Annotated in this window: 21 protein-coding genes and 1 pseudogene; 3 read left to right on the top strand and 19 right to left on the bottom strand. The window is 36.1% G+C overall.

The window, feature by feature from the left end:
- Positions 1–246: 246 nt before the first annotated feature.
- Both ftnA (A6A20_RS12165) and ftnA (A6A20_RS12160) read left to right on the top strand, forming a co-directional pair.
- On the top strand, positions 247–735 hold the full coding sequence (gene ftnA, locus A6A20_RS12165; protein ID WP_279573674.1) for a non-heme ferritin: 489 nt from the start codon (positions 247–249) through the stop codon (positions 733–735).
- A gap of 13 nt (positions 736–748) precedes the next feature.
- On the top strand, positions 749–1,246 hold the full coding sequence (ftnA, locus tag A6A20_RS12160) for a non-heme ferritin (protein ID WP_279573673.1): 498 nt from the start codon (positions 749–751) through the stop codon (positions 1,244–1,246).
- A 54-nt stretch (positions 1,247–1,300) separates the two neighbouring features.
- Here the strand turns inward: ftnA (A6A20_RS12160) and A6A20_RS12155 are convergent, their stop codons facing one another.
- The 19 genes and pseudogenes from A6A20_RS12155 to A6A20_RS12065 all read right to left on the bottom strand — a co-directional run bounded on the left by A6A20_RS12155 (position 1,301) and on the right by A6A20_RS12065 (position 23,570).
- On the bottom strand, positions 1,301–2,722 hold the full coding sequence (locus A6A20_RS12155; protein WP_279573672.1) for a surface lipoprotein assembly modifier: 1,422 nt from the start codon (positions 2,720–2,722) through the stop codon (positions 1,301–1,303).
- 57 nt (positions 2,723–2,779) lie between these two features.
- Positions 2,780–5,041, bottom strand: a complete 2,262-nt coding sequence (locus A6A20_RS12150; protein ID WP_279573671.1) for a TonB-dependent receptor domain-containing protein — start codon at positions 5,039–5,041, stop codon at positions 2,780–2,782.
- Positions 5,041–5,691 (bottom strand): hypothetical protein, encoded by a 651-nt coding sequence (locus tag A6A20_RS12145; protein WP_279573670.1) that lies wholly within the window; start codon positions 5,689–5,691, stop codon positions 5,041–5,043. Before A6A20_RS12145 ends, A6A20_RS12150 begins: the two co-directional genes overlap by 1 nt.
- A gap of 308 nt (positions 5,692–5,999) precedes the next feature.
- Positions 6,000–6,146 carry a hypothetical protein gene (locus A6A20_RS12140; protein WP_279573669.1) on the bottom strand — a complete coding sequence of 49 codons (147 nt, stop codon included), beginning with the start codon at positions 6,144–6,146 and terminating at the stop codon, positions 6,000–6,002.
- Between the two features lie 357 nt (positions 6,147–6,503).
- A complete protein-coding gene (gene tolA, locus A6A20_RS12135) occupies positions 6,504–7,358 on the bottom strand; it encodes a cell envelope integrity protein TolA (RefSeq protein WP_279573668.1) in 855 nt (284 codons plus the stop codon).
- Between the two features lie 3 nt (positions 7,359–7,361).
- Positions 7,362–7,784 carry a biopolymer transporter ExbD gene (locus A6A20_RS12130; RefSeq protein WP_279573667.1) on the bottom strand — a complete coding sequence of 141 codons (423 nt, stop codon included), beginning with the start codon at positions 7,782–7,784 and terminating at the stop codon, positions 7,362–7,364.
- Between the two features lie 24 nt (positions 7,785–7,808).
- On the bottom strand, positions 7,809–8,561 hold the full coding sequence (exbB, locus tag A6A20_RS12125; RefSeq protein ID WP_279573666.1) for a tonB-system energizer ExbB: 753 nt from the start codon (positions 8,559–8,561) through the stop codon (positions 7,809–7,811).
- 19 nt (positions 8,562–8,580) lie between these two features.
- Positions 8,581–9,396 carry a ChaN family lipoprotein gene (locus tag A6A20_RS12120; protein ID WP_279573665.1) on the bottom strand — a complete coding sequence of 272 codons (816 nt, stop codon included), beginning with the start codon at positions 9,394–9,396 and terminating at the stop codon, positions 8,581–8,583.
- A 230-nt stretch (positions 9,397–9,626) separates the two neighbouring features.
- Complete coding sequence (locus A6A20_RS12115; protein WP_279573664.1) at positions 9,627–10,910, bottom strand: type II toxin-antitoxin system HipA family toxin; 1,284 nt, start codon at positions 10,908–10,910, stop codon at positions 9,627–9,629.
- The gene (locus tag A6A20_RS12110; protein WP_279573663.1) at positions 10,904–11,161 is read right to left on the bottom strand and encodes a helix-turn-helix domain-containing protein; all 258 of its coding nucleotides are present in this window, start codon (positions 11,159–11,161) and stop codon (positions 10,904–10,906) included. The genes A6A20_RS12115 and A6A20_RS12110 overlap by 7 nt, the downstream gene beginning before the upstream one ends.
- A gap of 331 nt (positions 11,162–11,492) precedes the next feature.
- On the bottom strand, positions 11,493–12,932 hold the full coding sequence (locus A6A20_RS12105) for an anion permease (RefSeq protein WP_279573662.1): 1,440 nt from the start codon (positions 12,930–12,932) through the stop codon (positions 11,493–11,495).
- 15 nt (positions 12,933–12,947) lie between these two features.
- Positions 12,948–14,336 (bottom strand): triphosphoribosyl-dephospho-CoA synthase CitG, encoded by a 1,389-nt coding sequence (gene citG, locus A6A20_RS12100; protein WP_279573661.1) that lies wholly within the window; start codon positions 14,334–14,336, stop codon positions 12,948–12,950.
- Positions 14,329–15,855: a citrate lyase subunit alpha gene (gene citF / locus A6A20_RS12095; protein WP_279573660.1), complete on the bottom strand. Its 1,527-nt coding sequence runs from the start codon at positions 15,853–15,855 to the stop codon at positions 14,329–14,331. The genes citG and citF overlap by 8 nt, the downstream gene beginning before the upstream one ends.
- Positions 15,856–15,865: 10 nt before the next feature.
- The gene (gene citE / locus A6A20_RS12090; RefSeq protein ID WP_279573659.1) at positions 15,866–16,744 is read right to left on the bottom strand and encodes a citrate (pro-3S)-lyase subunit beta; all 879 of its coding nucleotides are present in this window, start codon (positions 16,742–16,744) and stop codon (positions 15,866–15,868) included.
- On the bottom strand, positions 16,741–17,028 hold the full coding sequence (citD, locus tag A6A20_RS12085) for a citrate lyase acyl carrier protein (RefSeq protein WP_279573658.1): 288 nt from the start codon (positions 17,026–17,028) through the stop codon (positions 16,741–16,743). The genes citE and citD overlap by 4 nt, the downstream gene beginning before the upstream one ends.
- 76 nt (positions 17,029–17,104) lie before the next feature.
- Positions 17,105–18,148, bottom strand: coding sequence for a [citrate (pro-3S)-lyase] ligase (gene citC / locus A6A20_RS12080; RefSeq protein WP_279573657.1), 1,044 nt, complete (start codon positions 18,146–18,148; stop codon positions 17,105–17,107).
- Between the two features lie 272 nt (positions 18,149–18,420).
- Positions 18,421–19,011, bottom strand: a pseudogene (locus A6A20_RS12075) (transposase).
- 219 nt (positions 19,012–19,230) lie between these two features.
- Positions 19,231–23,055 carry an ATP-dependent RNA helicase HrpA gene (gene hrpA, locus A6A20_RS12070; protein WP_279573806.1) on the bottom strand — a complete coding sequence of 1,275 codons (3,825 nt, stop codon included), beginning with the start codon at positions 23,053–23,055 and terminating at the stop codon, positions 19,231–19,233.
- Positions 23,056–23,117: 62 nt separating this feature from the next.
- On the bottom strand, positions 23,118–23,570 hold the full coding sequence (locus A6A20_RS12065) for a DUF441 domain-containing protein (RefSeq protein ID WP_279573656.1): 453 nt from the start codon (positions 23,568–23,570) through the stop codon (positions 23,118–23,120).
- Positions 23,571–23,837: 267 nt separating this feature from the next.
- Between A6A20_RS12065 and tehB the strand changes: the two genes are divergently transcribed.
- Positions 23,838–24,701 (top strand): SAM-dependent methyltransferase TehB, encoded by an 864-nt coding sequence (gene tehB, locus A6A20_RS12060; RefSeq protein ID WP_279573655.1) that lies wholly within the window; start codon positions 23,838–23,840, stop codon positions 24,699–24,701.
- Positions 24,702–24,713: the final 12 nt, after the last annotated feature.

Below are 24,713 nucleotides of genomic sequence, written 5' to 3'. Positions count from 1 at the left end.
AACTGACCGCACTCATTATTACATAATCATAACAATAAAATAAAATTGATAATTTATTCTTTCTACTAAATGAGAATGATTAATATTAAAATCCCCTTAAAAATTAATAACTTATGTGAAATTTTTTTATATTTACCTATTTCATTCTCATTAACTTTAGGCTACAATAGCCGCCGTTGTTTGTTATAGCGATCAATTTATCCCTAATTGCCTATAACAAATCATAAAAAAGGAAAGGAGCAAACTATGTTAAACAAAGCGATTACTGAAAAGTTAAACGATCAAATTAATTTGGAATTTTATTCTTCTAATGTTTATTTGCAAATGAGTGCTTGGTGCTATAACCATGGCTATGAAGGAGCAGCTGCATTTTTATTACGCCATGCTGACGAAGAAATGGAGCATATGCAAAAGTTATTTACTTATGTGAATGAAACAAGCGGTATGCCATTACTTGGCAAAATTGAAGCGCCAAAAAGCGATTACCAATCTTTGCGTGAAATTTTTGAAATTACCCTTGAACACGAAAAACACGTTACGGCGAAAATTAATGAATTAGTAGAAGTAACTTGGGCAAATAAAGACTACTCTACTTTTAATTTCTTACAATGGTATGTGGCTGAACAACACGAAGAAGAAAAATTATTTAGCAGTATTATTGATAAATTTAATTTAATGGGCGAAGACGGTCGTTCTTTATATTTCATTGATCGTGATTTAGCAACTTTAGAATAAGAGGAGAATAAAAATGTTATCTAAAAATGTTATTGATTTATTAAACGCACAAATGAACCTTGAGTTTTATTCTTCAAACTTATATTTGCAAATGAGTGCATGGTGTGAACAAAATGGTTTTGAAGGCACTGCAAAATTCTTAGCAGAACACGCAGCCGAAGAAATGCAACATATGCGTAAACTTTTCACATATCTAAATGAAACAGGTGCAATGGCGGTTATCACTGCAATTAATGAACCACCTCACGAATTTTCTTCACTAAAAGAAGTGTTAGAAAAAACTTACGAACACGAAAAATATATTACGCAAAAAATTAATGAATTAGTCGGCACAACCTTTGAAGAAAAAGACTATTCCGCCTTTAATTTCTTACAATGGTATGTTGAAGAACAACATGAAGAAGAAAAATTATTTAGTAGCGTACTAGATAAATTAAATCTATTAGGTACTGACGGTAAAGGTTTATACTTAGTAGATAAAGATTTAGGTAATCTTTCTAACAAAAGATAAATTTGCTAATAATGTGCGAATAAAAAGCCGATCATAGGATCGGCTTTTTTATGCTTAAAATGTTTTTTCCAATAATAATTGAAATTGTGATTTATCATAAGAATAAAACTCTGGAATATTAGAGTTTATTCGTTGATAACGATATTGCAGTTTTGGGGTAAAATTAAACCAATGCCAATCTCTTTTCCATAAAGTAAGATTAATGCGCATTTCTTTATCCTGTCTAATAATTTGTTTTAAATTATCCTTATCTTTAAATTTTCTTAAACCCAGTTGGATATGTAAATTGCTGGAAAGCCCATATTTCCATTCCTGTTGCCAGCCTAATCTCAACATATATTTATTAGACTGTTCAAGATTAATATTAGACCGCTCTACTAATATATCTGCGCCACCGTATAATAAACGTTTCGCATTAGCAATATACAATAAACTCCCCGAATATAATTGAGAATATTTTATTCTTTCTGAACGTTTATAACTTGTTTTACTTAATTCCAATGCAGTAACTAATTGCCATTGATTTGATAACCATTTATCCCCTTCTAGCCGAATGCCATAACCTTGGCTATATTGCTTGTTTGCATACCAATGTTTTTGATAAAGCGGTAATAATGCGAAACGATAATGTGCATTCTGGTATTGATAACCAAGATAAGTTCTATTCTCTGTTTCCGAATAATCTTTATTATTCCAATAATATTTTCCATAAGTATGATTTTCTAAATAAAGATAATGATGATCTATAAGGTTAAATAATTTACTTACATTCAAATTATAAGAAACCCCTTGCCCCTTTTGTGGCAAGTAACGGGGATCTTTCACAAATTGATATTGATCAAGATAAATATATTTAACCGAAGAAGCATTATTAATATTATTATCATTTAAATAACTTAAACCAAAACGGATTTTTAGTTCATTTTGTTTCTCTATGGTATGTAAATATTGCCCAATTCTAAAATGAATTTCTTTGGGTAAATATTCGGCATTTAATTTACGGAACTGATCTTTAGCCGCAGTAAATTGTTTATCTTCAAATAAAAATTGTGCCAATTTAAACCGCACTTTAATTAGATCAGGATAGTCCGCTAATAACTGGCGATAATTAGTGATTGCTTGTTGGTAATTCCCCTGTGATTGTGCATAAATACCTTGAGCATATTGAATTAAAATAGGATCTGCTTGAGAATAAACTTGATACATGGCTAATAGCTCAGGCAAAAGTTCCGCTCTATGCTGATCAATGGCTTGATTAATAAAAATTTCAATTAATGCTGGATTAGCAGATAATTCTTGATTATTAATATGATAAGTTTTTTGTGGTTCTTGTGAAAGTAATTGGGGCGGTTCAGGTTGCTCAAGTTGAGGCATTGCAACAGCGATTTCTTGTTCTAACTGATTTTCAAAAGATTGAGCTTGCCCCGAAATAACAATAATGCTAACAAGCAATAAAAAAGATAATGGAAATTTCATAATATCCTTATTAATTAAAATATGCCCTTATTAGCAGAATAAGGGCATTATTTTTAGTTAAAAACGAATTTCACCACCAATTAAGTAGCTACGTCCTCTAGCGTAATTAGTATAAGTGTATCCATCTCCATTGCCATTGGCTACATATTGTGAAGGGGTTGCATTTTGGCTATTAAGAGGATCAATGTAAAGAGAATTAAATACATTTTGCACTGATACCTTAAGCATAAAATTCTTATTGATTTGATAATTTAAATACAAATCCATAATCATCGGTTGGTTTGGTAAATCTTGAGCATCATCTAATCTTGCGAGATCTGTATTAATTCCCATTGGTGAAAGGCGTTTAGCTTTACCTGTATATTTTAGTAAACCACCAATGACTAATTTTTGATCTAATAACCTTGTACCAATATCTAAGGTTGCATAATGTTTAGGTAACTCATAAATATCACCAAATCTAAAGTTATCTGCCGCAGTTTGTACACTTAATGGCAGTGAGGTTTTCTCATAGCTATATGATAATCTTGTGAAAAAACTTTTCATATCATAGTTTAATTCTAGTTCTATGCCATTAGTACGTAGCTTGTTAGATGAATTTAAGGATATTTGAGCATGATAAGGAATATGTCCTAATAAATTAATATCACTAGTCAAATTCCCATAATGATCAAGATAGAAAGATTTTGAAGTAATAAAATCTTTAATATAACTACGATAATAAAGTAATTTTATTCCCAAAATATCCTGTTGCGTTAACCAATTATGCTTAAAGGTATTAAAACCAACTTGGTAAGTATTAGCTATTTCTGGTTTTAAATAAATATTCATCGATCCTCCACTCTGGTTATTAAAGAAGATTTCTTGAATATTTGGCATACGAGTAGTCCTAGAATAACTAATAAAAGGACTAAACCAATCATTTAGATTTAAAGATAACATTACTGATGGATCAACAGAATAATGTGTAATATCTACGTCATAAGCCCCAAAAGGAATACAAAGAACAGGAAGATAATACACATCTCCTCCCTCTACACCACAGTCAGGTTTAAAGCCCGTAAAATTAGATCGACTATAGACTAATCCTAAATCTAATTCATAAATACTCTTTTTCCAATTTAAATTAGTATAAGCACTTAAAATTTTCTGTTTACCCGGTGGAGAAAAAACTGTATAATCCAAATTATCTTGATCATCTCCTACAGCCTGACGACTATATTTATTATCAAAATAACTTATACCATTTGTCCAACTCAAATCAGAATTAAACCAATTTATATAGCTGGTATTATTTAAATCAAAATAAGTTGATTTATTTTTTGTATTTGCATCGGTTAACTTAAATATTGCTGAATCAGCATTATAAATTTGTTTATTCATGGTATAAGATGCTAATAAGGCTAAATCAATCCAATTAGATTCAGGCTGATAATTATAATTTAAACTATAATTTTTATTATCTAATTCTCGTCCACCAATATTAGTAAGATAGCTACGTCCAGAAAATAAAATTTTATGTTGCCGATTAGGTTTAATTTCTAATTTAGTCAACCAAGATTTAGGTTTTTGATCCATGCTTTTAACATAGCCGTTTTCTGTAGCATACCGTCCATCACCACGTTTATAATTTGCCCCAATATCACGTTGGCTATAAGCAAAAAATGCCCCTATGCTACCTGTATCGGTAAAGGCAGTTGTTTTACCGCCTACCGCTAACATGGCATTATAGCCTAGTTTATTAGTACCATAACCAAAACGAGAACGTATTCCCACTTGATTACCGGGCAAAACAATATCGTCAACTTCAAAGGTTCTATAAGAAACGGAACCAGCAAGGGCGTTGACCGCATTTGCCCCAGTAACAAATCCTTTATCCACCCGAATTTCAGTGAAAAAATTAGGATCAACCATCACACCGAATTGACCACTCGGACCTAGCCCTCCTTTTTCATCATGAAAACGTCTATCGCCATTTGCCGAAGTACCAAAAAAGGTTTGTGGAACACCATCTATCGTGGTATTAACACGTCCTAAACCACTCATACCTCGGATATTAACATTCACTGTTCCCTGTGCGGGATCAATATTACTATAAACCCCGGGTAAAGAACGTACCACACTGTCTAAAGATTGCATACGTTCATCAGCTTCACGAACAACCACACCGCCAGCTTGGCTAAAAACTTGATCCGCCTTATTATGGGTTACCTGCCCAGAAATATTAATATCATCAAGCACTAAAATATCTTCAGCAAATACGTAAGAACTTACTAGCCCTGCAATGGCAGTGGTAGCAACGAGAGATTTTCGGCTCATTACTTCGCCTCCACTGCACCAAAGCTAGCAAAGTTGCTACCACTGTTAATTTCACCAACCACTTCTTGAGCTTTATCTCCCGCAAATACTCCACCATAACCACCAACTGTTACTGTTTTTCCGGTATCTGGTGCGGCAAAACTTAATCCATCAGTAGGCTTACTAAAGGAAATGCGATTATTATGAACCGTAATATCGCTTTCTTCTAAATTAATCGGCAATGTTCTATAAGTATTTATCCGTTGCTCCATTTGCTCTTGAGTAATTAACTCAACCCAACCTGGGTCAACTGCTTCAGGATCAAGGGTATATTCTTTACCCATAGCACCTTCTGAATATTTAGCCATATTAGACAAAAGTTCATCATTACGATTGCTAATAACACCAGATATTTTCATACGGCTAAAATCAGCGTTTAAGGTAAGATTAGCTAAATGGAAATTACTGGTTGCTCTATTTGAATTAGCGATAACATGCCCTTTATAAGTGGCTTGTCCTTTTTGAGTAAGAATTTCACTATTGGCTGGCGTAAGGTTAGCAATATAAGAGGTACTAGAATCATATTCTGGATCACCATAGGGACTAGGTATTTTTTCTGATTTCCAGGTCATATAGCTGGCGTTTTGTTGATTAACAAAACCAACTTTCATTACAGACTGTCCACCTTTCTCAATATTATAAGTTTGTAATTTATCTGGATTTACTGCTGCTTGTTTTAAAAAATCAACATTATAATTTTCATCTCTAAGAGAATGAGTAGCACCTGTACTATCAACATAATAGAAACCTCCATTTAAATAGTTTGCTATTTGAGCTTGTTCGGTTGATACCCTAGGATTAGAGGCATGATAGGTAGGAGTGTCATTATCAAGTTTATCAATTTTTAATTCTTTCCAAACAACGGTTACCGTTGTTTGATTATTATTCGGTAAATTACTGCTTGAGCTAGTGGGATTTGTTACATTAGAGGAATTTTGTGTTGCCGTATTCGTTGTTGACGGGCTACTTGTTGCACTAGTTGACGATTGCGTTGTTGTTGATGACGAACTATCCGTTGTTGGGGTAGACTCGGATTGAGAGGATTGAGAAGATTGACTACTTGCATTTACCGTTTGAGAAGTGCTATCATTCCCCCCCCCCTACAGATACGGGCGTTGAATTATCGCTACTACCAGAACAAGCAGAAATTCCCATTGTACTAATTATGGCTAATGTCAATAATTTGATATTTTGATTCATAACGTTTTCCTTATTAACTAAATCAAATAATAAAAGAACATATTGCAAATTTATTTTGCTGACATTAGCGAAAACGGCTTTGCTCTGATAAGCAATAATAAATGTTGCAATAAAGTTTTGTATCACTATATAAATCACAACTTTTCATTACATAGTGGGCTTTTTGTGCTATATACTCCGTCAGTTAGCCTGAAACTACACCACAAATTTTTTTAAATTCTGTCTAAAAATATTTATCGTAATCAAAATTAATAGGCACAATAAACTGTAATGTTTGCCCTGAAACTAAATGTGCTGGCGGTTTAGGCAAAGGCGAGGCTCTTTTTACATTTGCAATGGCTTCATGATCAAATTCAGAACGACCACTGGATTGATGCAAAGATACCGTAAGAACTTTACCATTAGGATCAATGGTAATACGTACCATTGTCCGCCCTCGCCATTTTTTATTTAATGCCTGTTGGGGATAACGTAAATAACGCTCTAAATGAGAACGAACTAATGCATTCCAAGTTACCTGCTTAGCATTTCCTTTGCTACTACTGGTAAACTCTGCCGCAATTTTTTGACTATTTCCCTCTACTGGGGCAGTCGTTAAATGATTACTATGGGGCGATTCCACTTTATCAATAACCGCTTGTTTTACTTTATTTTCTCGTTGCTTTTTAATTAATTGTTGTTTGTTATGCGATACATTTTTATTGGTTTTTGCTTTCTCAATGGTTTCTTTATTTTCTTGCTTTTTCACCACAATTTCAGGTTCAACCTCTGGTGGCGAATATTCTTCTACACGAGGCAAATTATCCTGCTGAGCTTGATTTTCTTGGTGTTCAGGTAATTGTGTTTTCTTTACCATTTGTTGAACTGGCCCTATTGGCACTTGTTCCACAATAGAAATGGATTGTGGTGGATCGGAAAATTCCAACATAACAGCGGACATTAACAAAGGCGATTGAGGTTGTAATGGCGTACGAATAAAATAATAAATAACAAGACAATGCAATAACAAAGAAACAAGCATTGTTATACTCCATTGCTTATAATTATTCGTAGAACAACCTAATCCTTGTTGATTCATTGATTACTCCGCCGAACTTTCATTTAAGCCCACTAAACCAATTTTTAAATAACCATTTTTGCGTAGGCTGTTCATAAGTTGCATTAACAATTCATATTTCACTTCCTTATCAATACGAAAGAAAATAACGGTTTCTTTATTCCCTTTGGTTACCTCCTCAATATGTTGGGGAATATTATCCATAGCGATTAAATCATTACCAATAAAGAGTTCATGTTGGGCATTCAAACTTAAAATCACTGGTTGGCTATTATCTGAGGTAGATTCAGTAGTTACTGCAGGTAAATCAAGAGGAATATGTACCGTAGCAAGTGGAATTGTCGCCATAAAAATAATCAATAATACCAACATAACGTCAATAAAAGGGGTAACATTAATTTCACTCATTTCTTCTTGTTGATCATCATTCTGTATTTTTAACGCCATCACTTATTCCTTGCTATTTCCCACTTATTTCATTCCATTCTCACGACGTATTGCTAATAAAATAGATGAAGTAACACGTTGTAACTGTTCTGCATAGTTTTGTGTTTGACGCACAAAAAAGTTATAAATAACCACCGCAGGAATTGCTGCGACAAGACCTAATGCAGTGGCAAATAAAGCTTCGGCGATACCGGGGGCAACAGCAAAAAGATCAGCGGATTGATTTTGAGCGATACCAATAAAACTATTCATAATTCCCCACACTGTACCAAATAAACCGACAAAGGGAGTTACTGCACCAATAGAGGCAAGAATACCAATACCATAGCGAATATATTGCTGCATCATTTTACTTTGCTGAACCAAACGAAATTCAATACGTTCAATCAGATCCTTATCTTGCAGAGAGGATAATTGCTTTTCTTGTAAAACAATCTGCAAAAATTGTTGAGTGATAAAACTATAATCTCCCTTTTTTTCCATCTCCGAGAAAAGGCTATACTGAGGTAATATGCGTAAATCACGCTTTATTTTAGAACGAGCAACCATAAACTGATAAGATTTAAGCAATAATATTGCCCAAGTGATGACCGAACAAAACACCAATAACCAAATAACAACCTGTACAACAATATGGGCTTGTAAATACAAAGATTTTGGTGAAAAATCTAATGTTGGCGGGTTTAAATTCACTACCTCAGAGATAGCAATGCTATTCTCAGCATAAGCAAATAATGGAAAAAATAATAATAAACTCAATAATCCCTTGATACGCATAATCTTCTATCCTTAAATTTTATGGAATTAACCAAAGAAAATCAGCTTGCTCAACCGTAATCCCTTGTTGTTCATTGCTCATCATGATTACCGTTGCATTTGCTTGATTGCCTGATAGCTCTTGCAAATGCACTGGCACTCCAAATAAACGATTAACATGATGATTACCTGCAATTAATACATTAGTGGGTTGCGTTGATTGCCATAATTTTTCCGCCATACGGCGATCTCTAAATTGTTGCACCTCTACCATGCGATTGATTAACTCAGCGGAACAACAATTTCCCGAATGATTGGCTAAAATTAAATCGGCAATTTGTTGCTTAATTGCCACCGCCGTTGATGTTTTACCTCGTAAAGGTTCTGCCCCTCGCATAATGGTATTTACTTCTTGTTGAGTAAGATTTGTGGCTACCACGCTATAATCAGCAAATAAAGCACGTTCAATTAATTCGCCATACCAATCCCAACGCCAGCGATGATCCCATTGAATTAAATCTGCCAATTTATTTAAAGGGATCGATTGTTTTGGTAAATCATCTAATGCCGATTGCTGATTAACTGCTAACATTTCTAATAACAAGCTACCTTGTGGGCGTTTTTCTACCAGTTTATCTAAAAACCAATATTGAGCCTGATGATGTGAGAACTGATCATGAATTTCACCTAATAAAATAATAGGATCTTGAGCCACTCGTTCAATCAAATCCTGCGGTGTGATTTGTTGCCCTGAGTGTAAATCAATCACAATACCTAACTTACTAGGTTGTATTGACGTAATAGAATGAGAACAAGCAACCAGTAAAATGGATAAAAAGAGAATAACGGCTTTCAAAAAATCACCACTGATAATAAAAATAATTATCAATAATAATTTAAACAAAAATGTAACACAAGCTATTTTTAATAATTAAATAGATTAAATTAATGAAAGGTAAAGAACTAAGTGGTTAATGTATGGAAGTGCGGTTGGAAATTAAGATATTTTTGAAAAACATACCGCACTTTAATCCAATACTATAGCCATTTATTTTAAAGTGGGACGACTATATCTATAAAACTTTTCTATCTCAACATTTTCATCTTGCTTTCTAATCCCTCTAAAATGGGTTCAATAATCTTTCTTGGCAAATGTGCTGTATTAATCTCACTCACTAATGGATAAGATTTTACTAATTCATGTAAAATATCTTCTACTGTTTCTGAGGATAAATTGGCTAATTTAGCCGTATCAAAAATATGCCGTAATTTAATTTCTCGCCACCAATAATGACGGTTTTTGCCTTGCCAAGCCATTGCCATTTTTATTTTTTGTCGTTGTAATCCACTTGAACTGATTAGAGGATAAGCGGAAATTACATCATAAAATGGCGTTAAACGATAATGATTTTGTGGCTCTAAGTACAAACTAAAATTTTTTGCATGCCCATCAATAGCACAGAGTAACCAAAACACAATTTGAGCCTTAAAAAAGCGTTTACGGTCTTGGATAGGATCGGCAGATCCTTTGAGTAAATCCATAATCTTCACAATACCAATACCACTATCTGTCTCATATTTACGAGCAGGGGCAATTCCCAGAGCTTGGCACATATCCTCTTGTGGTAAGCGGATCAACCAATTTCCCCTAGATGACCAACGGCGATCAAAGCGTTCAACAATCAATACTTTGGTTTCACCAAATTGTTTAATCTCAGCATTGGGGACGGATAAACCAAATTTTTGTAAAATCTGTAAGCAAAACCATTCATTTTCACAACTATGCGATAAATCCAATTGTCCTTGTCCTACAATACCAATTGGTAACTTAAAAATATGGCTAGTTGCGGTTGCATGTAATGGGCGTTGCCATTGATTTTGATACCATAATAATGCGGTTTTTTCCTGTGCTCCCGCAAGAGAAATGCGGAAATCATCTAATTCGTCCATTCCTAGCGGTGAAGTGCGGTAGTTTTTTAATAAATTTTCAATCTCTTTCTCATTTAACGGTTGGGATTGAATTTGTTGAACTAAATGACTTTCCCCTTGATAAAGTTGAATAGCACCAACACAGTCTAACCCTATGGCAGAAAGTAAATCAAAGGGAGACTTGGTGATCGTTTGAAAACGTTGTTGAATTCGTGAGCGAATTTGCTCATTATCGGGCAACAAATTATCAAAGAAATTATAGACCACATCTCCTTTATGGGGAGTATGGGAAAGCGGTAACGATAATGAAATAGCCCGACAGCGAGGGAAACTTAACCAAGTGTCATCATATTGAAATTCTGTTCCTCCATTCGTATATTTTCGCCATTCCCCTACTTTTATTCCATTCATTGCCACTGTTAAAATATTAGAATTTACCATATATCCTCTACCTCATCTTGAGTTAATAATGAGATATTCTTTGGACGAGGTTGCACCACTAATTCCAATTCAAGTCCAGCCAACAACTTAAATAAGGTTTCTAATTTAGTGCTGTCAGGGGTATTTTCAAATGCTGACACTGTAGCTTGTTTCATACCTACAATTTTGGCTAAATCCGTTTGAGATAAGTGATTTTGATAACGAAATTCACGTAATATGTGAGCTAACATTTTACTTGAGGTAACTACCATTTTTTGTTTCCTTATCCTTTATAAAGGGTAAAATAGATTTTATCCCTTAAAAGGGATAAATGCAATATTATCCTTTTAAGAGGATAATAAGAATATATTAGAAAGATAGGAAATGATTAAAGTGCGGTTGATTTTGAAATTATTTTTTATAGCCGTTCCAGAGGAGGTATAACAGAGAACAGAATTCATTATTAAAATTCTCGTTTTTTGGGAAAAATAATTTAAAAACAGACCGCACTTTAGAAAATACCAAAATAACGATAAAAATAATCCCCTACCGTATAACGCATAGGGGAATTAAGGGATTATTGGTTAAATCAATGATGATAAATTATAACCAACCTGCACCTATTAAGAATTTCCACCATAATATACCTACGGTGCAATGGATAAGTAAACTACCAAAAGCAATTACTGCACCTGTTGCCCACCAAGATTTAATATCATTATAGCCTGCTCCAAAGGTAATTGGACCCGGACCGCCGCCATAATGGGTTACACTTCCGCCGTAGGAATTCGTAAATAATAATCCTAAAGCAAGTAATTCCACTGGTGCACCTGCTACTTTACCTACTGTGGCAAAGACAGGTACCATAGCGGCAACATAAGCACCACCAGAGGCAAACAAGTAACGTACTGCGACACTGATAAAGAGGATAACCATTAATGCGATATTGCCATGACCATCAAAGTTTAGATAGGTTTCAAAGGTTGTGGCTAACCATTTAAAGAAACCAGCTTTATCTAAAATTGATGACATACCGATAATACCACCGTACCAAATTAAGGTATTCCAGCCTGCTTTATTTTTTAGAATATCGTCCCAAGCAACAATGTTTAATATGATACATAGTACCATAACCGTTAGTGCCACAGTGGTCGCATTAACATTTAATACATTAGCAAAGATCCAGCAAAATAAGGCACCAATAAACAAGACTATGAGGGCTTTTTCACGAAACTTCATTGGCCCTAATTCTTCTAAGCCTTTGCGTGCGATTTCTTTATTATCCACTTCTTTTAATTCTGGCGGGCAAATAATATAACCGACCAATGGAATTAAAAATAGGCATAGCAATCCGGGTACAGAAGCGGCTAAGAACCAATGAATCCAATCTAGGTTAAAGCCTAAAATAGGTGCCATAAGAGATAAGGCTAACGCATTCGGTGCCATAGCGGTTAAAAAGATATAGCTGGTTGTTTTTACCACCATATAAACATTCATTAATAAATAACGTCCTGCTTTTTTAGGGGTTTCATTTGGGGTAGAACCTAATGCCACTGCAATACTGTTGATGATTGGGAAAATAATTCCCCCTGCTCTTGCGGTATTAGACGGCGTTGCGGGCGAAAGTAATAAATCTAGGAACATGGTAACATAGCCTAAACGTAAGGTGGTACTCCCTAGCCAGCCAATCATATGATAAGCAATACGTTTACCTAACCCTGTAATCACGAAAGCTGAACTTAAAGTAAAAGCGGTGAAGATTAACCAAGTTGTCCCTGATTGATAACCGCTTAATGTTTGTGAAACTTTTACCAACTCGCCTGCCCCTGCGGTATTCCCAATCACCACAGAAGATGCCGCAACGGCGGCTAATAAGATGACAGGTTCGCCATAAGGCTTAATGACTAGCCCCACTATTGTTGCTAAATAAATACCAAATAATCGCCACGCAATTAATGGTAAACCATCTGGAGCAGGGAGTAAGCCGATAATAATGGGAATTGCCACTAATATCGCTACTTTTTGCAATTTACTTAATGCCATATTTTCCTCGTAAGATTAATGATTAAAATAAAAAAATTGATAAATAAACCAAGAAAGTGCGAGTAAATCCGCACTTCCTCCGGGACTAATATTGTGATGAATACATTGTTGATTAAAGGTATTCAATGCTTGCTCTAATACTTCAATCTTTGTGATAATCTGTTGTTGTTCAAGTAATTGTTTCGCGGTAGAACGAAACCAATTTAATCCCTCCATACCTGCACGATGAATAACATTAGTATCTTGATTATTGGCACAGAGTTGTAGTAATGCCAATAATAAACCATGTTGTTCACCATAATCCTTTGATTGTAATAATTCTGATAAAGCATATTGCACTAATGGAAAGCCTTGCTCTGCCTCTCCCCTCGCTCCTTTTATGCCATAATGTTGATAAATCTTGATACCTGCTGTGGCTGATTGGCTAGGTTGTACTAATTCTTGACTAATGCCTTGACACATTTGTGCAATTAATGAAGACACATCTTGCCAATCAAAAGATTGTTGTTGAACAAATAAACGCCCTAATGCAGCACACGTCAGTCCAAAGGCAAAAATACTGCCTTTATGGGTATTGATGCCTTGGGTAGCATTGAACATTGCCTGCTCTGCTTGTAATCCTAAAGGACGTAACTCAGCCAATATTTGTGCAACAGGTTGTTGAGCGGTTTTTATTCCTTGATAAACAAAGGCTGCCCAAAACGGATAAAGAGCTTGGCTACTTAATAAGAAAGTAGCAAGATTCATATCTTGATGCGCCCCGTTGTCAGCTTGATCCACTAACCCCGGTTTTGGTGTTAACCTTGCTTCCGTTAATAAGGCTTGATTGACTAAATTTGCCACATAATCAGCAAAATAATGTTGTGTAACAATTTGTTGCATAATTTGATAAATATCAGACAGACTATGTTGACGGGATCTCGCACAATGTTTCGCTTCAGCTTGGCAAATTAAGCAACAACGTGGGGAATAATCAAAGTCTGAACGGCTAAGTAGCCTCCCTTTTTTATCAAAGACATCAATATCCCATAGGCGGGCAAGGGGCGAGCTTTGCTCTAAAACCATCGTCTGTTGTTTTAATCTTGTGGCATCAATATCCAGTACAAAAATAGCTTCATGCCCTGTATCTAAAGGGCGGATAAAAGAGGCGGTAGGCTTAATTGCCAATGTTTGCCATAACTGTTCAAGTTGTGTTAATGCTTGAGTAAATACATAATCAAGTAATTCATTCTTTTTAACTGCACCTGGTGCTAATAAAGTCAAACTCAGTAAGGATTGATGATATTGACTTAAGCATTGTTGTTGTAACAAGGCTCGTTGCTCTTTCGCAACAAGCAATTCCTCTAGCGAGATAGCCTTTCCCGCTAGAGAAAAGTCAGGCAAAAATTGACCAACATTAAACATCAGTGTTTGCCTGTTTGACTTGATAAACCACATCAATCACTGAACCATCACGATAACGCACGACCGCCACAGGTTTATTTGTAAATTCAATCGGTTTCGGCTTGCCTGTTAATTGATATGCACGTTCACATAATTGTTCAATAGTAAATAATTGAATACCTTTTTCTGTTAAGGTTTTGATTAAATCAGGACGCTTAGGATTGACTGCGACACCATGATCTGTAACCAAAATATCAATATTTTCGCCCGGCGTAACGCAAGTTAAAACATTCTCAACCACCGTTGGAATTCTTCCTCGTACCAATGGGGCAACAATAATGGCTAATTGCGCACTTGCGGCGGTATCACAATGCCCACCCGATGCCCCACGAATAACCCCATTTGAGCCAGTCAAGACATTAACATTAAATTGCGTATCAATTTCTAAAGCACTTAAAATCACAATATCTAATCGCTCAACAGAAGCCCCTTTAGAGCTATAATTAGCATATTGATTTGCACTTACCTCAATATGATTTGGATTACGAGCCAAAGATTCTGCCGCTGCCTTATCAAAACTTTGCACATCAAGCAATTTCTTAATTAAACCTGCCTCGTGCAATGCAACCATACTGGCAGTAATCCCCCCTAAGGCAAAATCAGCTTTAATATTTTGCTTACGCATTTTATCTTCAAGAAAACGGGTTACCGCCAAAGAAGCACCGCCACTTCCTGTTTGCATAGAAAAGCCATCTTTAAAATAACCACTGGCAAAAATCACTTCCGCTGTTTTACGTGCTATCAACAACTCACGAGGATTTTTGGTCATTCTTGTGGCTCCGCCACCAATTTTCTTTGGATCGCCAACTTGCTCAACTTTTACAATTAAATCCACTTGATCCTGTGCAATACTGATTGGGTGATGCGGATAAGCGACAATTTCCTCTGTTAATAACACCACTTTATCAGCAAATTCCGCATCAACACGTGCATATCCCAATGAACCACAAACATTTTTACCACTATAACCATTGGCATTACCAAAATCATCACAACTCGGTACGCCTAAAAATGCCACATCAATCTTGAGTTCACCGCTTTTAATTAAATGCACTCGCCCACCATGGGAATGAATTGTTGCTGGCTCGTCCATTAAACCTTCAGAAATTCTATCCGCTAATTCGCCACGTAAACCAGAACTATAAATCTTACGAATTACCCCATTTTTAATATGTTGTACTAAAGGGGCATGAATATCCGTTAAAGAACTTGAGGCTAAAACTAAATTCTTAAATCCCATTTCAGCCAGTTTATCCACCACCAAATTAACCACAAAGTCCCCTGCTCGGAAAGCATGGTGAAACGAAATAGTCATACCGTCTTGTAAACCACTACGACGAATAGCTTGTTCTAAAGAATCACATAATTTTCTGTCTTTATGATTTTTTGCCAAGGATTCTACTTTCGCAATTTGTTGATATTGTTGATAATCCTTATGTTGTTGGCAAATTGCATTGACCCGTTGTTGTCTATTATCCATCATTATCCCCTTATTCTTCTCTTATGCCAGAAAGTTCCGCACGTTGTAATACTAATTTCGCACGTTCAATGATCGGCGAATCCACCATTTTTCCATTTAATGACACAACACCACTGCCCGCTTTTTCTGCCTCTGCTGCCGCCTCAATAACACGCTGAGCAAAATCAACGTCTTTTTGCGTTGGGGCATATAAATTATGGATTAATTCAATCTGGCGAGGATTAATTAAAGATTTACCATCAAAACCTAATTGTTTAATTAAGCTGGCTTCTTGTAAGAAACCTTCTTCGTTATCAGCATTAGAATAAACTGTATCAAATGCCATTAAGCCATTAGCTCTGGCGGCTTGCAAAATACTGCAACGGGCAAATAATAGCTCAATGCCTTCTGGGGAACGCTCAGTTCTGAGATTACGCACATAGTCCTCAGCCCCCAAAGCGATACCCATTAAACGAGGGGAGGATTTGGCAATATCATTCACTTGCGTAATCCCTAAAGCGGACTCAATAGCGGCTAATAATTTGGTACTCCCTACTTCCCGACCACATTGCTTTTCAATTTCAGTAATGGCATTATCCATCGCAATCACATCTTGAGCAGTGTCGGTTTTCGGTAAACGAACAATATCTGTTCCCGCTCTTACAACGGCATTTAAATCCGCTAACCCAAATTCGGACTCTAAAGGATTAACCCGCACAACCGTTTCAATTTCTTGATAAAAAGGGTGTTGTAAAGCCTGTGCAACCAACATTCTGGCACTGTCTTTTTCCTTTAATGCTACCGAGTCTTCTAAATCAAACATAATAGAATCAGGTTTATAAATAAAACTATTACTCACCATTGCTGCATTTGATCCCGGCACAAACAGCATACTTCTTCTTAATTTCATAGTACGTTCTCCCAATTCACCGCTTCATCTGTGGCACGCAATAACGCAGCTTTAAGTCTTGCTCTCAAGACACAATCCAACGCCCCTTTATCCTCAATAATCAATTGCACTGCCTGAACATCTAATTGTTTTAATACGGCATGCACCGTATTTAAAATATCATCACCGAATTGTTCTATTACCGAGCTATTCAGTTCAATATCAATGTCATCATGAGGAGCAACACGAACCAAAACATCACTAGATTCCAATGTTCCCGCCACGGCTATCTTCGTAATTTGCATTTTTTCTCCTTAACCCTAAGGTTTAATACTAAAAATTTTTGTAAAAATGACCGCACTTCCCTAATCCTCTTATGTATTAATGATTAGGTTTGATGCCATTATTCGCCTCTAATAACGCTAAAGTGCTAGTAGGCACATAATGGGTTAATGCTGACCAGTTTTTTTGCTGTACCAATAACCTTACTTTTGATGCTGAAATTGGTTCGCCTTGATAGGTTTTTCTTTGAATTTCAACCACCTTAATAGAAGGGGCTTTCATATCGGCTTGTTGTAACCAATAGGACATATTTTGGTTATATAATGAGGTAACAGGACAATTCGGTTCTGTGCCAACAAAACGATGAGTTATGCCTAACGCAGGGGCAATATGACAACGGAATAATTTGAGATCAATTTCCATAAAACAATCATCAATTAAACCTTTATCTTTCAAAAAGTAACTTGGAAATGTTGCACGAGAAATAATATAACTTGAACTCGGATATAAACTGACTTTATCCACTAAATCAGCTATCCCCTGTTTAACTAAGGTAAATCTTTCCGTATAACTATATTTAGAAGCGTCTTCTTCAACTAAAAATAAATGTAAATAATCACATTGCTTAAGTGCCTGTTCAATCAAGTAACGGTGTCCCAAAGTAAAAGGATTGGCATTCATTACAATGGAACCTATTTTTTCGCCCGGTTGACGATATTGCGCTAATTTTTCACAATATTTTTTTAAACGCACCGCACTATTTTCCATTAACACCATATGAGGATAAGCCGTAGAAATGGTATGAAAACCACATCGTGCAAATAAGGCTTCATTTTCTGGTTTGGTATAAAGGAATAAACGGAAATAACCTAATTCAGTGGCAAAATTAATCAATTCGGTAGCAAGCTGTAAGCTGATACCTTGCCCTCGATAATCTGGGGAAACAGCAACACATTTAATAATATTAGGGGCAATGCCACCACAGGCAATGATTTGGTGATCTTCAGTACGATAAAAAACGATAAAATATTCAATTTGTGAATCCAGATCTAACTGGTTTTGTTGTAAAAAGACTTTAATTTGCTCAATTTTACTTGTATCGCTTATTGCGACAGTTTGCCAATAATAATTATGCTCAAACATATAAATCTCAAAATACGGTTAGCTACAATCAAACTATCAAAGGCATGATAGGACGTTTTTTACCTCTAAACGGACAGGACGATCATAGCATAAACAAGACAAGATTGATACGAAAAGAAATAAAAAATAATATTAAAAAACAATAATTTAACAGCATATTATAGCTTGTTTAACATTTTATTTAACAACGGTTATGGCTAGTAACTTTTAGGTAATCAAAGGACAGAAAATCAGGCCATTTAAGAAAAAATTGGGGCTGTATCAGATAAGCCCTAAATTTCACCGCATTTTCGCAAGATTTTAAGTTGCTCAGAAGGTGTCCCAAAGTTAAACCGAAACTCGCATTCTTTCAAGAATAAAGGAAAGAATTTTCGGTCAATGCCATTGATGTGATTTTTCTTTACCGCAAAATGGCTTTGATGATTAATCCGATAATGTTTAAACTCACTCACATCAAGAACATCATCACTGCGATAATAATCCGTATATACCATGCTATCTGGCTGAATTTTTCGTTTAATAACAGGAAGTCAAGTTTTCGTCTGTGTATTTTCAACTACAATGGTATAAACCTTACCTTGGCGTTTTAGCATACCGAAAACAGCGATTTTCTCTGCCTCCCCAGCCCTCGTTTTCCTTTCTTTACTAACGTTTATCTTGGCCAACTCCGCCCTCAAAAACGTCATGAACTTGTAGAGCAAGATGATAGCAAATCACTTGGTAAATTTTTACAGTAAAAAAGTGCTGAAGAATTAGGATTTATTCTTAATAGCTCAGCAGCTGCTCTTGCCGTTACTTCAAAAACCAAAAACTCAAGGAGCTTTAGCAGTTTTTCCTTTTAATTTACAAGGAGTTATATTCATTTTTGATGTCTATCATAACTTTAATCTAATACAGCCTCATAAAAAATTCTATTGAGTAAAGTGCGGTCAGTTTTACGATTTTTTTATAAATGTGTCTTAATAGTCATCTCAATTTATGAATACAAGGCGGTACGCTGAAGATAAAAGAGTACCGCGAGACCTGCCAACACTGCATTATTTTAAAGAGGGACGACTATAATAAAAAATCGGTACAATCCCCTACCCCAAACTCTTAATCAAATTTATAATTCGTTTATCTGAGATTGGATATTTGGTGCCAAGTTGTTGAGCAAATAAGCTCACTCTCAGCTCCTCAATCATATAAGGAATTTCTTGTACCTGCGGACTAAGGGGTTTGGCTTTAGGTAATTTATTTAATAACTGTTGATAAGTCTCGCTGACTTGCTCCACACGTAACATTGCGGCACGATCCCGATTAATATCTTGGGCTAATTTATCCATGCGTTTATCTATCGCTGTTAAATAACGCTGTAAATCCGCTAAACGCTCATAGCCTGTTTTTGCTACAAAATCAGGGTAAATTAAGCCTTGCAGTTGCTGTTTCATATCCGCCAAGGCAAATGCCTGCGTAAAATCCATTTTGCCTTTTAGTCGTTTATTTAACTGAAAACTGGTGGTAAGAATTTGTTCCACTTGTTGGGCTATGTCAATGGTAGTTTGGTTTAAATTCTCACGAATAAAATGGCGTAATTGCTCAAATTGTTGTTCGTTCCAAACTAAACCGCCAAAATCATTTATCAATTTATCCACTGCACAAGCAATACAATCATCAATCAACGCCAATACTGAGCCAAAGGGTGTAAAATATAAGCCTAATTTGGCTTTATTTGGCAATTTTTCGTGTAAATATTTAATTGGCGAGGGGACATTAAGTAACAATAACCGTCTTAGCCCTTGTTGCATAGCAATTTGCTGTTCATATTCGGTTTCAAACAGCTTAATTCCTACGGCATTTTTTTCATCTACTAAGGCGGGATAAGCCTTGATAGAAAAACCGCGTTTTTTTTGTTCGTAATATTGAGGTAACTGAGCAAAGCTCCAAATATGTAAGCCCGATTGCTCAATATCATCGTCTGCCACTGCCGCAATACTTTGTTGTACTTGTTGTTTTAACTCAAACTTTAGTTGATCTAAATCAGTGCTTTCCGCAATTTTGCGCCCTTTATCATCAATAACTCTAAAATTCATTTTGAGATGATGAGGTAATTGTTGCCAATTCCAATCTTCACTTTCTACACTTACCCCTGTCATACGCCGAAATTGCTCACTTAAACTTTGTAATAAGGGTTGTTGTAAGTCCGTTACCCTTGCTAAAAATGCCTCGGCATAATTTGGTGCAGGTACAAAGTTACGGCGTAACGACTTAGGTAAAGATTTAATTAATGCCACCACCAATTCTTGGCGTAATCCCGGGATTTGCCAATCAAAGCCCATATTCTCTATTTGATTAAGCAAGGGTAACGGAATATGTACGGTTACACCGTCCGCCTCTGTGCCAGGCTCAAATTGATAAGTTAATTTCAACTTGATATTGCCTTGATACCAAAAATTAGGAAAATCTAATTCACTTACTTGTGTGCCATTTTGTTTGGTTAAAAAAGATTTTTCAAAATTGAGCAAATCAGGCTGCTCAGCCCCTACTTTTTTCCACCAACTATCAAAGTGTCGCTGTGATACAACTTCGCTACCAATACGCTGATCGTAAAAATCAAATAAGGTTTTTTCATCAACCAAAATATCTCGCCGTCGAGATTTATGCTCTAAATCCTCGACTTCTCGGATCAAACGCTGATTTTGTATGAAAAACCGATGCTTTGTATGCCAATTTCCTTCAATTAACGCCGATTGAATAAAAATTTCTCGGCTTAGCACAGGATCAATCTTACCATAATTAACAGGGCGATTAACCACAATAGGGACACCATAAAGGGTAACTTTTTCCTTAGCCATCACCGCACCTTTTGTTTTTGACCAATAAGGTTCAGCATAGGATTTTTTGATTAAATGGGGAGCTAATGGCTCAATCCATTCAGGCTCAATTTGTGCAAGCATTCGTCCCCATAATTTTGAAGTTTCCACCAATTCCGCAGCCATTAGCCATTTAGGCTGTGATTTAAATAACACAGAATTTGGAAAAATTGCAAAATGGGCATTTCTTGCTCCTAAATATTGGGCTTTTTCTTGTTCTTTCTGTCCAATATGGCTCAATAAACCTGTTAAAAGTGCGGTATGAATTTGTTCATATTTCGCTTCAGTTGAATTAATCGGCAAGCCCATTTCTCGCACTGTTAAACGGATTTGCTGATAAATATCTTGCCATTCTCGTACGCGTAAATAATTAAGATAATCTTTTTGGCATAAACGGCGAAATTGGTTTTTACTGATGGCTTTTTGCTGTTGCTGTAAATATTTCCATAAATTCACAAACGCAAGAAAATCAGATTTTTTATCAACAAAACGGCGATGTTTATCCTCGGCGGATTGTTGCTTTTCCTGTGGGCGTTCACGTGGATCTTGGATAGATAAGGCGGACACAATGATCATAATTTCCTGTAAACAACCAAATTGTACCGCACTGACGAGCATTTTTGCCAAACGTGGATCCACAGGAAGTTGTGCAATTTGACGTCCAATCGGCGTTAATTGGCGACGATGTTTAACCATTTTTATCGCCTCTAACTCCTCTAGTAAACGCAATCCGTCTTGAATATGACGCTTATCGGGAGCATCAACAAAAGGAAATGCCTCAATATCCTCAAACCCCAAAGCCGTCATTTGCAAAATAACCGAGGCAAGATTGGTGCGTAAAATTTCTGGATCAGTAAATTCTGGGCGTGCATTAAAGTCTTGCTCAGAATATAAGCGAATACAAATTCCCTCTGACACCCGTCCACAACGCCCTTTACGCTGATTAGCCGAGGCTTGCGAAATAGGCTCAATGGGTAAACGTTGTACCTTGGTGCGATAACTATAACGTGAAATTCTCGCCATACCGGGATCAATCACATATTTTATATTGGGAATAGTTAAAGAGGTTTCCGCCACATTGGTGGCTAACACAATGCGATTTAAGTTAGTAGGTTGAAAAATACGATTTTGCTCTTGGGCAGATAAACGAGCAAATAGCGGTAAAATTTCGGTCAAAGGGAAATTTTGCTTTTCAAGTGCCTCCGCTGTATCACGAATTTCTCGCTCACCACTCATAAAAATAAGAATATCGCCCTTGCCTTCCTGTTGCAGTTCCTCAATGGCAGATAAAATCCCTTGCAACTGATCTTGCTCTTCATTCTCAATTAAAGGACGATAACGCACTTCCACAGGGTAAGTCCGTCCCGAAACCTCAATAATGGGGGCATTATCAAAATGCTTAGAAAAACGCTCTACGTCAATGGTGGCAGAAGTGATAATAACTTTTAAATCAGGACGGCGTGGTAATAATTGCTTGAGATAGCCTAAAATAAAATCATTATTTAAACTACGTTCATGTGCCTCATCAATGATTAACGTATCATATTGATTAAGATAACGATCTTGCTGGATCTCTGCCAATAAAATCCCATCAGTCATTAATTTTATTTGGGTATTTTCGCTAATGTGATCATTAAAACGCACCTTATAACCTACGGTTGTGCCGAGTTCCGTTTGCAATTCTTCCGCAATACGCGTTGCCACCGAACGTGCCGCAATACGGCGAGGTTGGGTATGCCCAATCATTCCCTTTTGCCCTAAACCAAGCTCAAGGCACATTTTGGGTAATTGGGTCGTTTTTCCCGAGCCTGTTTCGCCAGCAATTACTACGACTTGATGCTGTTTAATTTGTTGTAGTATTTCTTCACGTCTTGCACTAACAGGCAAATCAGGATAAGTAACTTGAGGGGTTAAAACTTTTCGCATTTCTAACCGCACTTTGGCTTGCTCAATACCTTGTTCAATTTCTTGAGCAAGCTGTTGTTGCTTTTCTACTTGACGGATTTTCTGCACCGCACGAATGCGTGCCAAAAGACGGCGAAAATCCACATTCATTAGTGGATTAGCGTTTAATTTTGCCAATAATTGTTGTAATTGATTAAATCTTTCTCTGCTCATTACGCTTTACCAATAAATAACGATAAAATCCCAGCGGCAATTAAAGGCCCAACAGGAATACCGCCGAGTAAGGCAACGCCAATAATTGTGCCAACAATTAATCCTGTTACAATAGTTGGGTGATGAGTCATCACAGACACCCCTCGCCCACCAAGCCAAGCCACAAAAATCCCCACTAGAACGGCTAATATCATTTTTAGATTTATAAATTGTGCCAAGCTATTAATTTGGATTTTGCCAGACACAATGGGGGCTAACACGCCAATAGTTAAAATAATAATACCAATTTTTAACCCATATTTTTCAACCACATCCACATATTTTGACAACAAAGTTTGTTGCATAATCAACAAAACCGCGGCAGCAATAGTAATCGGCGAATTATGGCTTAATATTCCTAAGACAATTAACACCACCAATAACATCGCCACAGAATTAAATTGTAATGACATCGTTTTCCCTCAACTTCAACCTAAGTTGCTCAATAATAGTAGGCTAAGCGGATAAGTCAATAAATGATTTTGTGCTTGTTTCAAGTGCGGTAAGTTTTTAAATTATTTTTGCTATGATTTTGCTTATTTTGCTATCTATTTTCACAATTAATCCGCATTTCTATTGATCAAAATCAAACATTCTCAAACTAACTGCCCTTTTTCCGTTGAAAATCCAAACATAATAACCTAGTATTACAGTCAAGTATTTATGTGAGGAAATTTTCAATGAGCCTAGATCTTATTTGCTACAAAAAAATGCCTGTTTGGACTAAACAAACCTTGCCTAAAATGTTTCAAGAAAAACATAACACTAAGGTAGGCACTTGGGGAAAAATTACTGTATTACAAGGGCAATTAAAGTTTTATGTATTAACGGAAGATGGCGATATCTTGAGTGAACATATTTTTACTGCCGATCAGGATACGCCTTTTGTTGAACCTCAGCTTTGGCATCGTGTTGAGGCGTTATCTGATGATTTGCAATGTTATTTGGAATTTTATTGCCAAAAAGCGGATTATTTTAGTAAAAAATATAATATGACGGCGACACATTCCGAAGTAAGAAATGCCACAGATTTATTTAAGGCTAATAGCCAAGTGTTAGATTTAGGTTGCGGACAAGGGCGGAATAGCTTGTATCTTGCATTACTTGGTCATCAGGTTACTGCTTTGGATCATAATCCAAACAGCCTTGCTTTTTTACAGCAAACCGCTGAAAAAGAAAATCTTGCAATTCAGACCGCACTTTATGATATAAACAGTGCCAATATTCAACAACAATACGATGTGATTATTTCTACTGTGGTATTGATGTTCTTAGATCGCAATGCCATTCCTCACATTATTGCCAATATGCAACAGCACACTAAATCAGGTGGTTATAATTTGATTGTAGCCGCTATGTCCACTGATGAAGTGCCTTGTCCGTTGCCATTTTCCTTTACCTTTGCAGAAAATGAATTGAAAAATTATTATCAGGATTGGGAATTGGTTAAATATAATGAAAATATGGGCGAATTACATAAGACCGATGAACAAGGTAATCGCATCAAAATGAAATTTGCCACATTATTAGCCAGAAAACCTTAATTAATTTTAGCC

Origin of the sequence: Volucribacter amazonae (assembly GCF_029783845.1) — a bacterium.
GTDB classification, from domain to species: domain Bacteria; phylum Pseudomonadota; class Gammaproteobacteria; order Enterobacterales; family Pasteurellaceae; genus Volucribacter; species Volucribacter amazonae.
The sequence above is the reverse complement of the archived record's forward strand: the minus strand, read 5'-3'. Positions and strand labels throughout refer to the sequence as shown.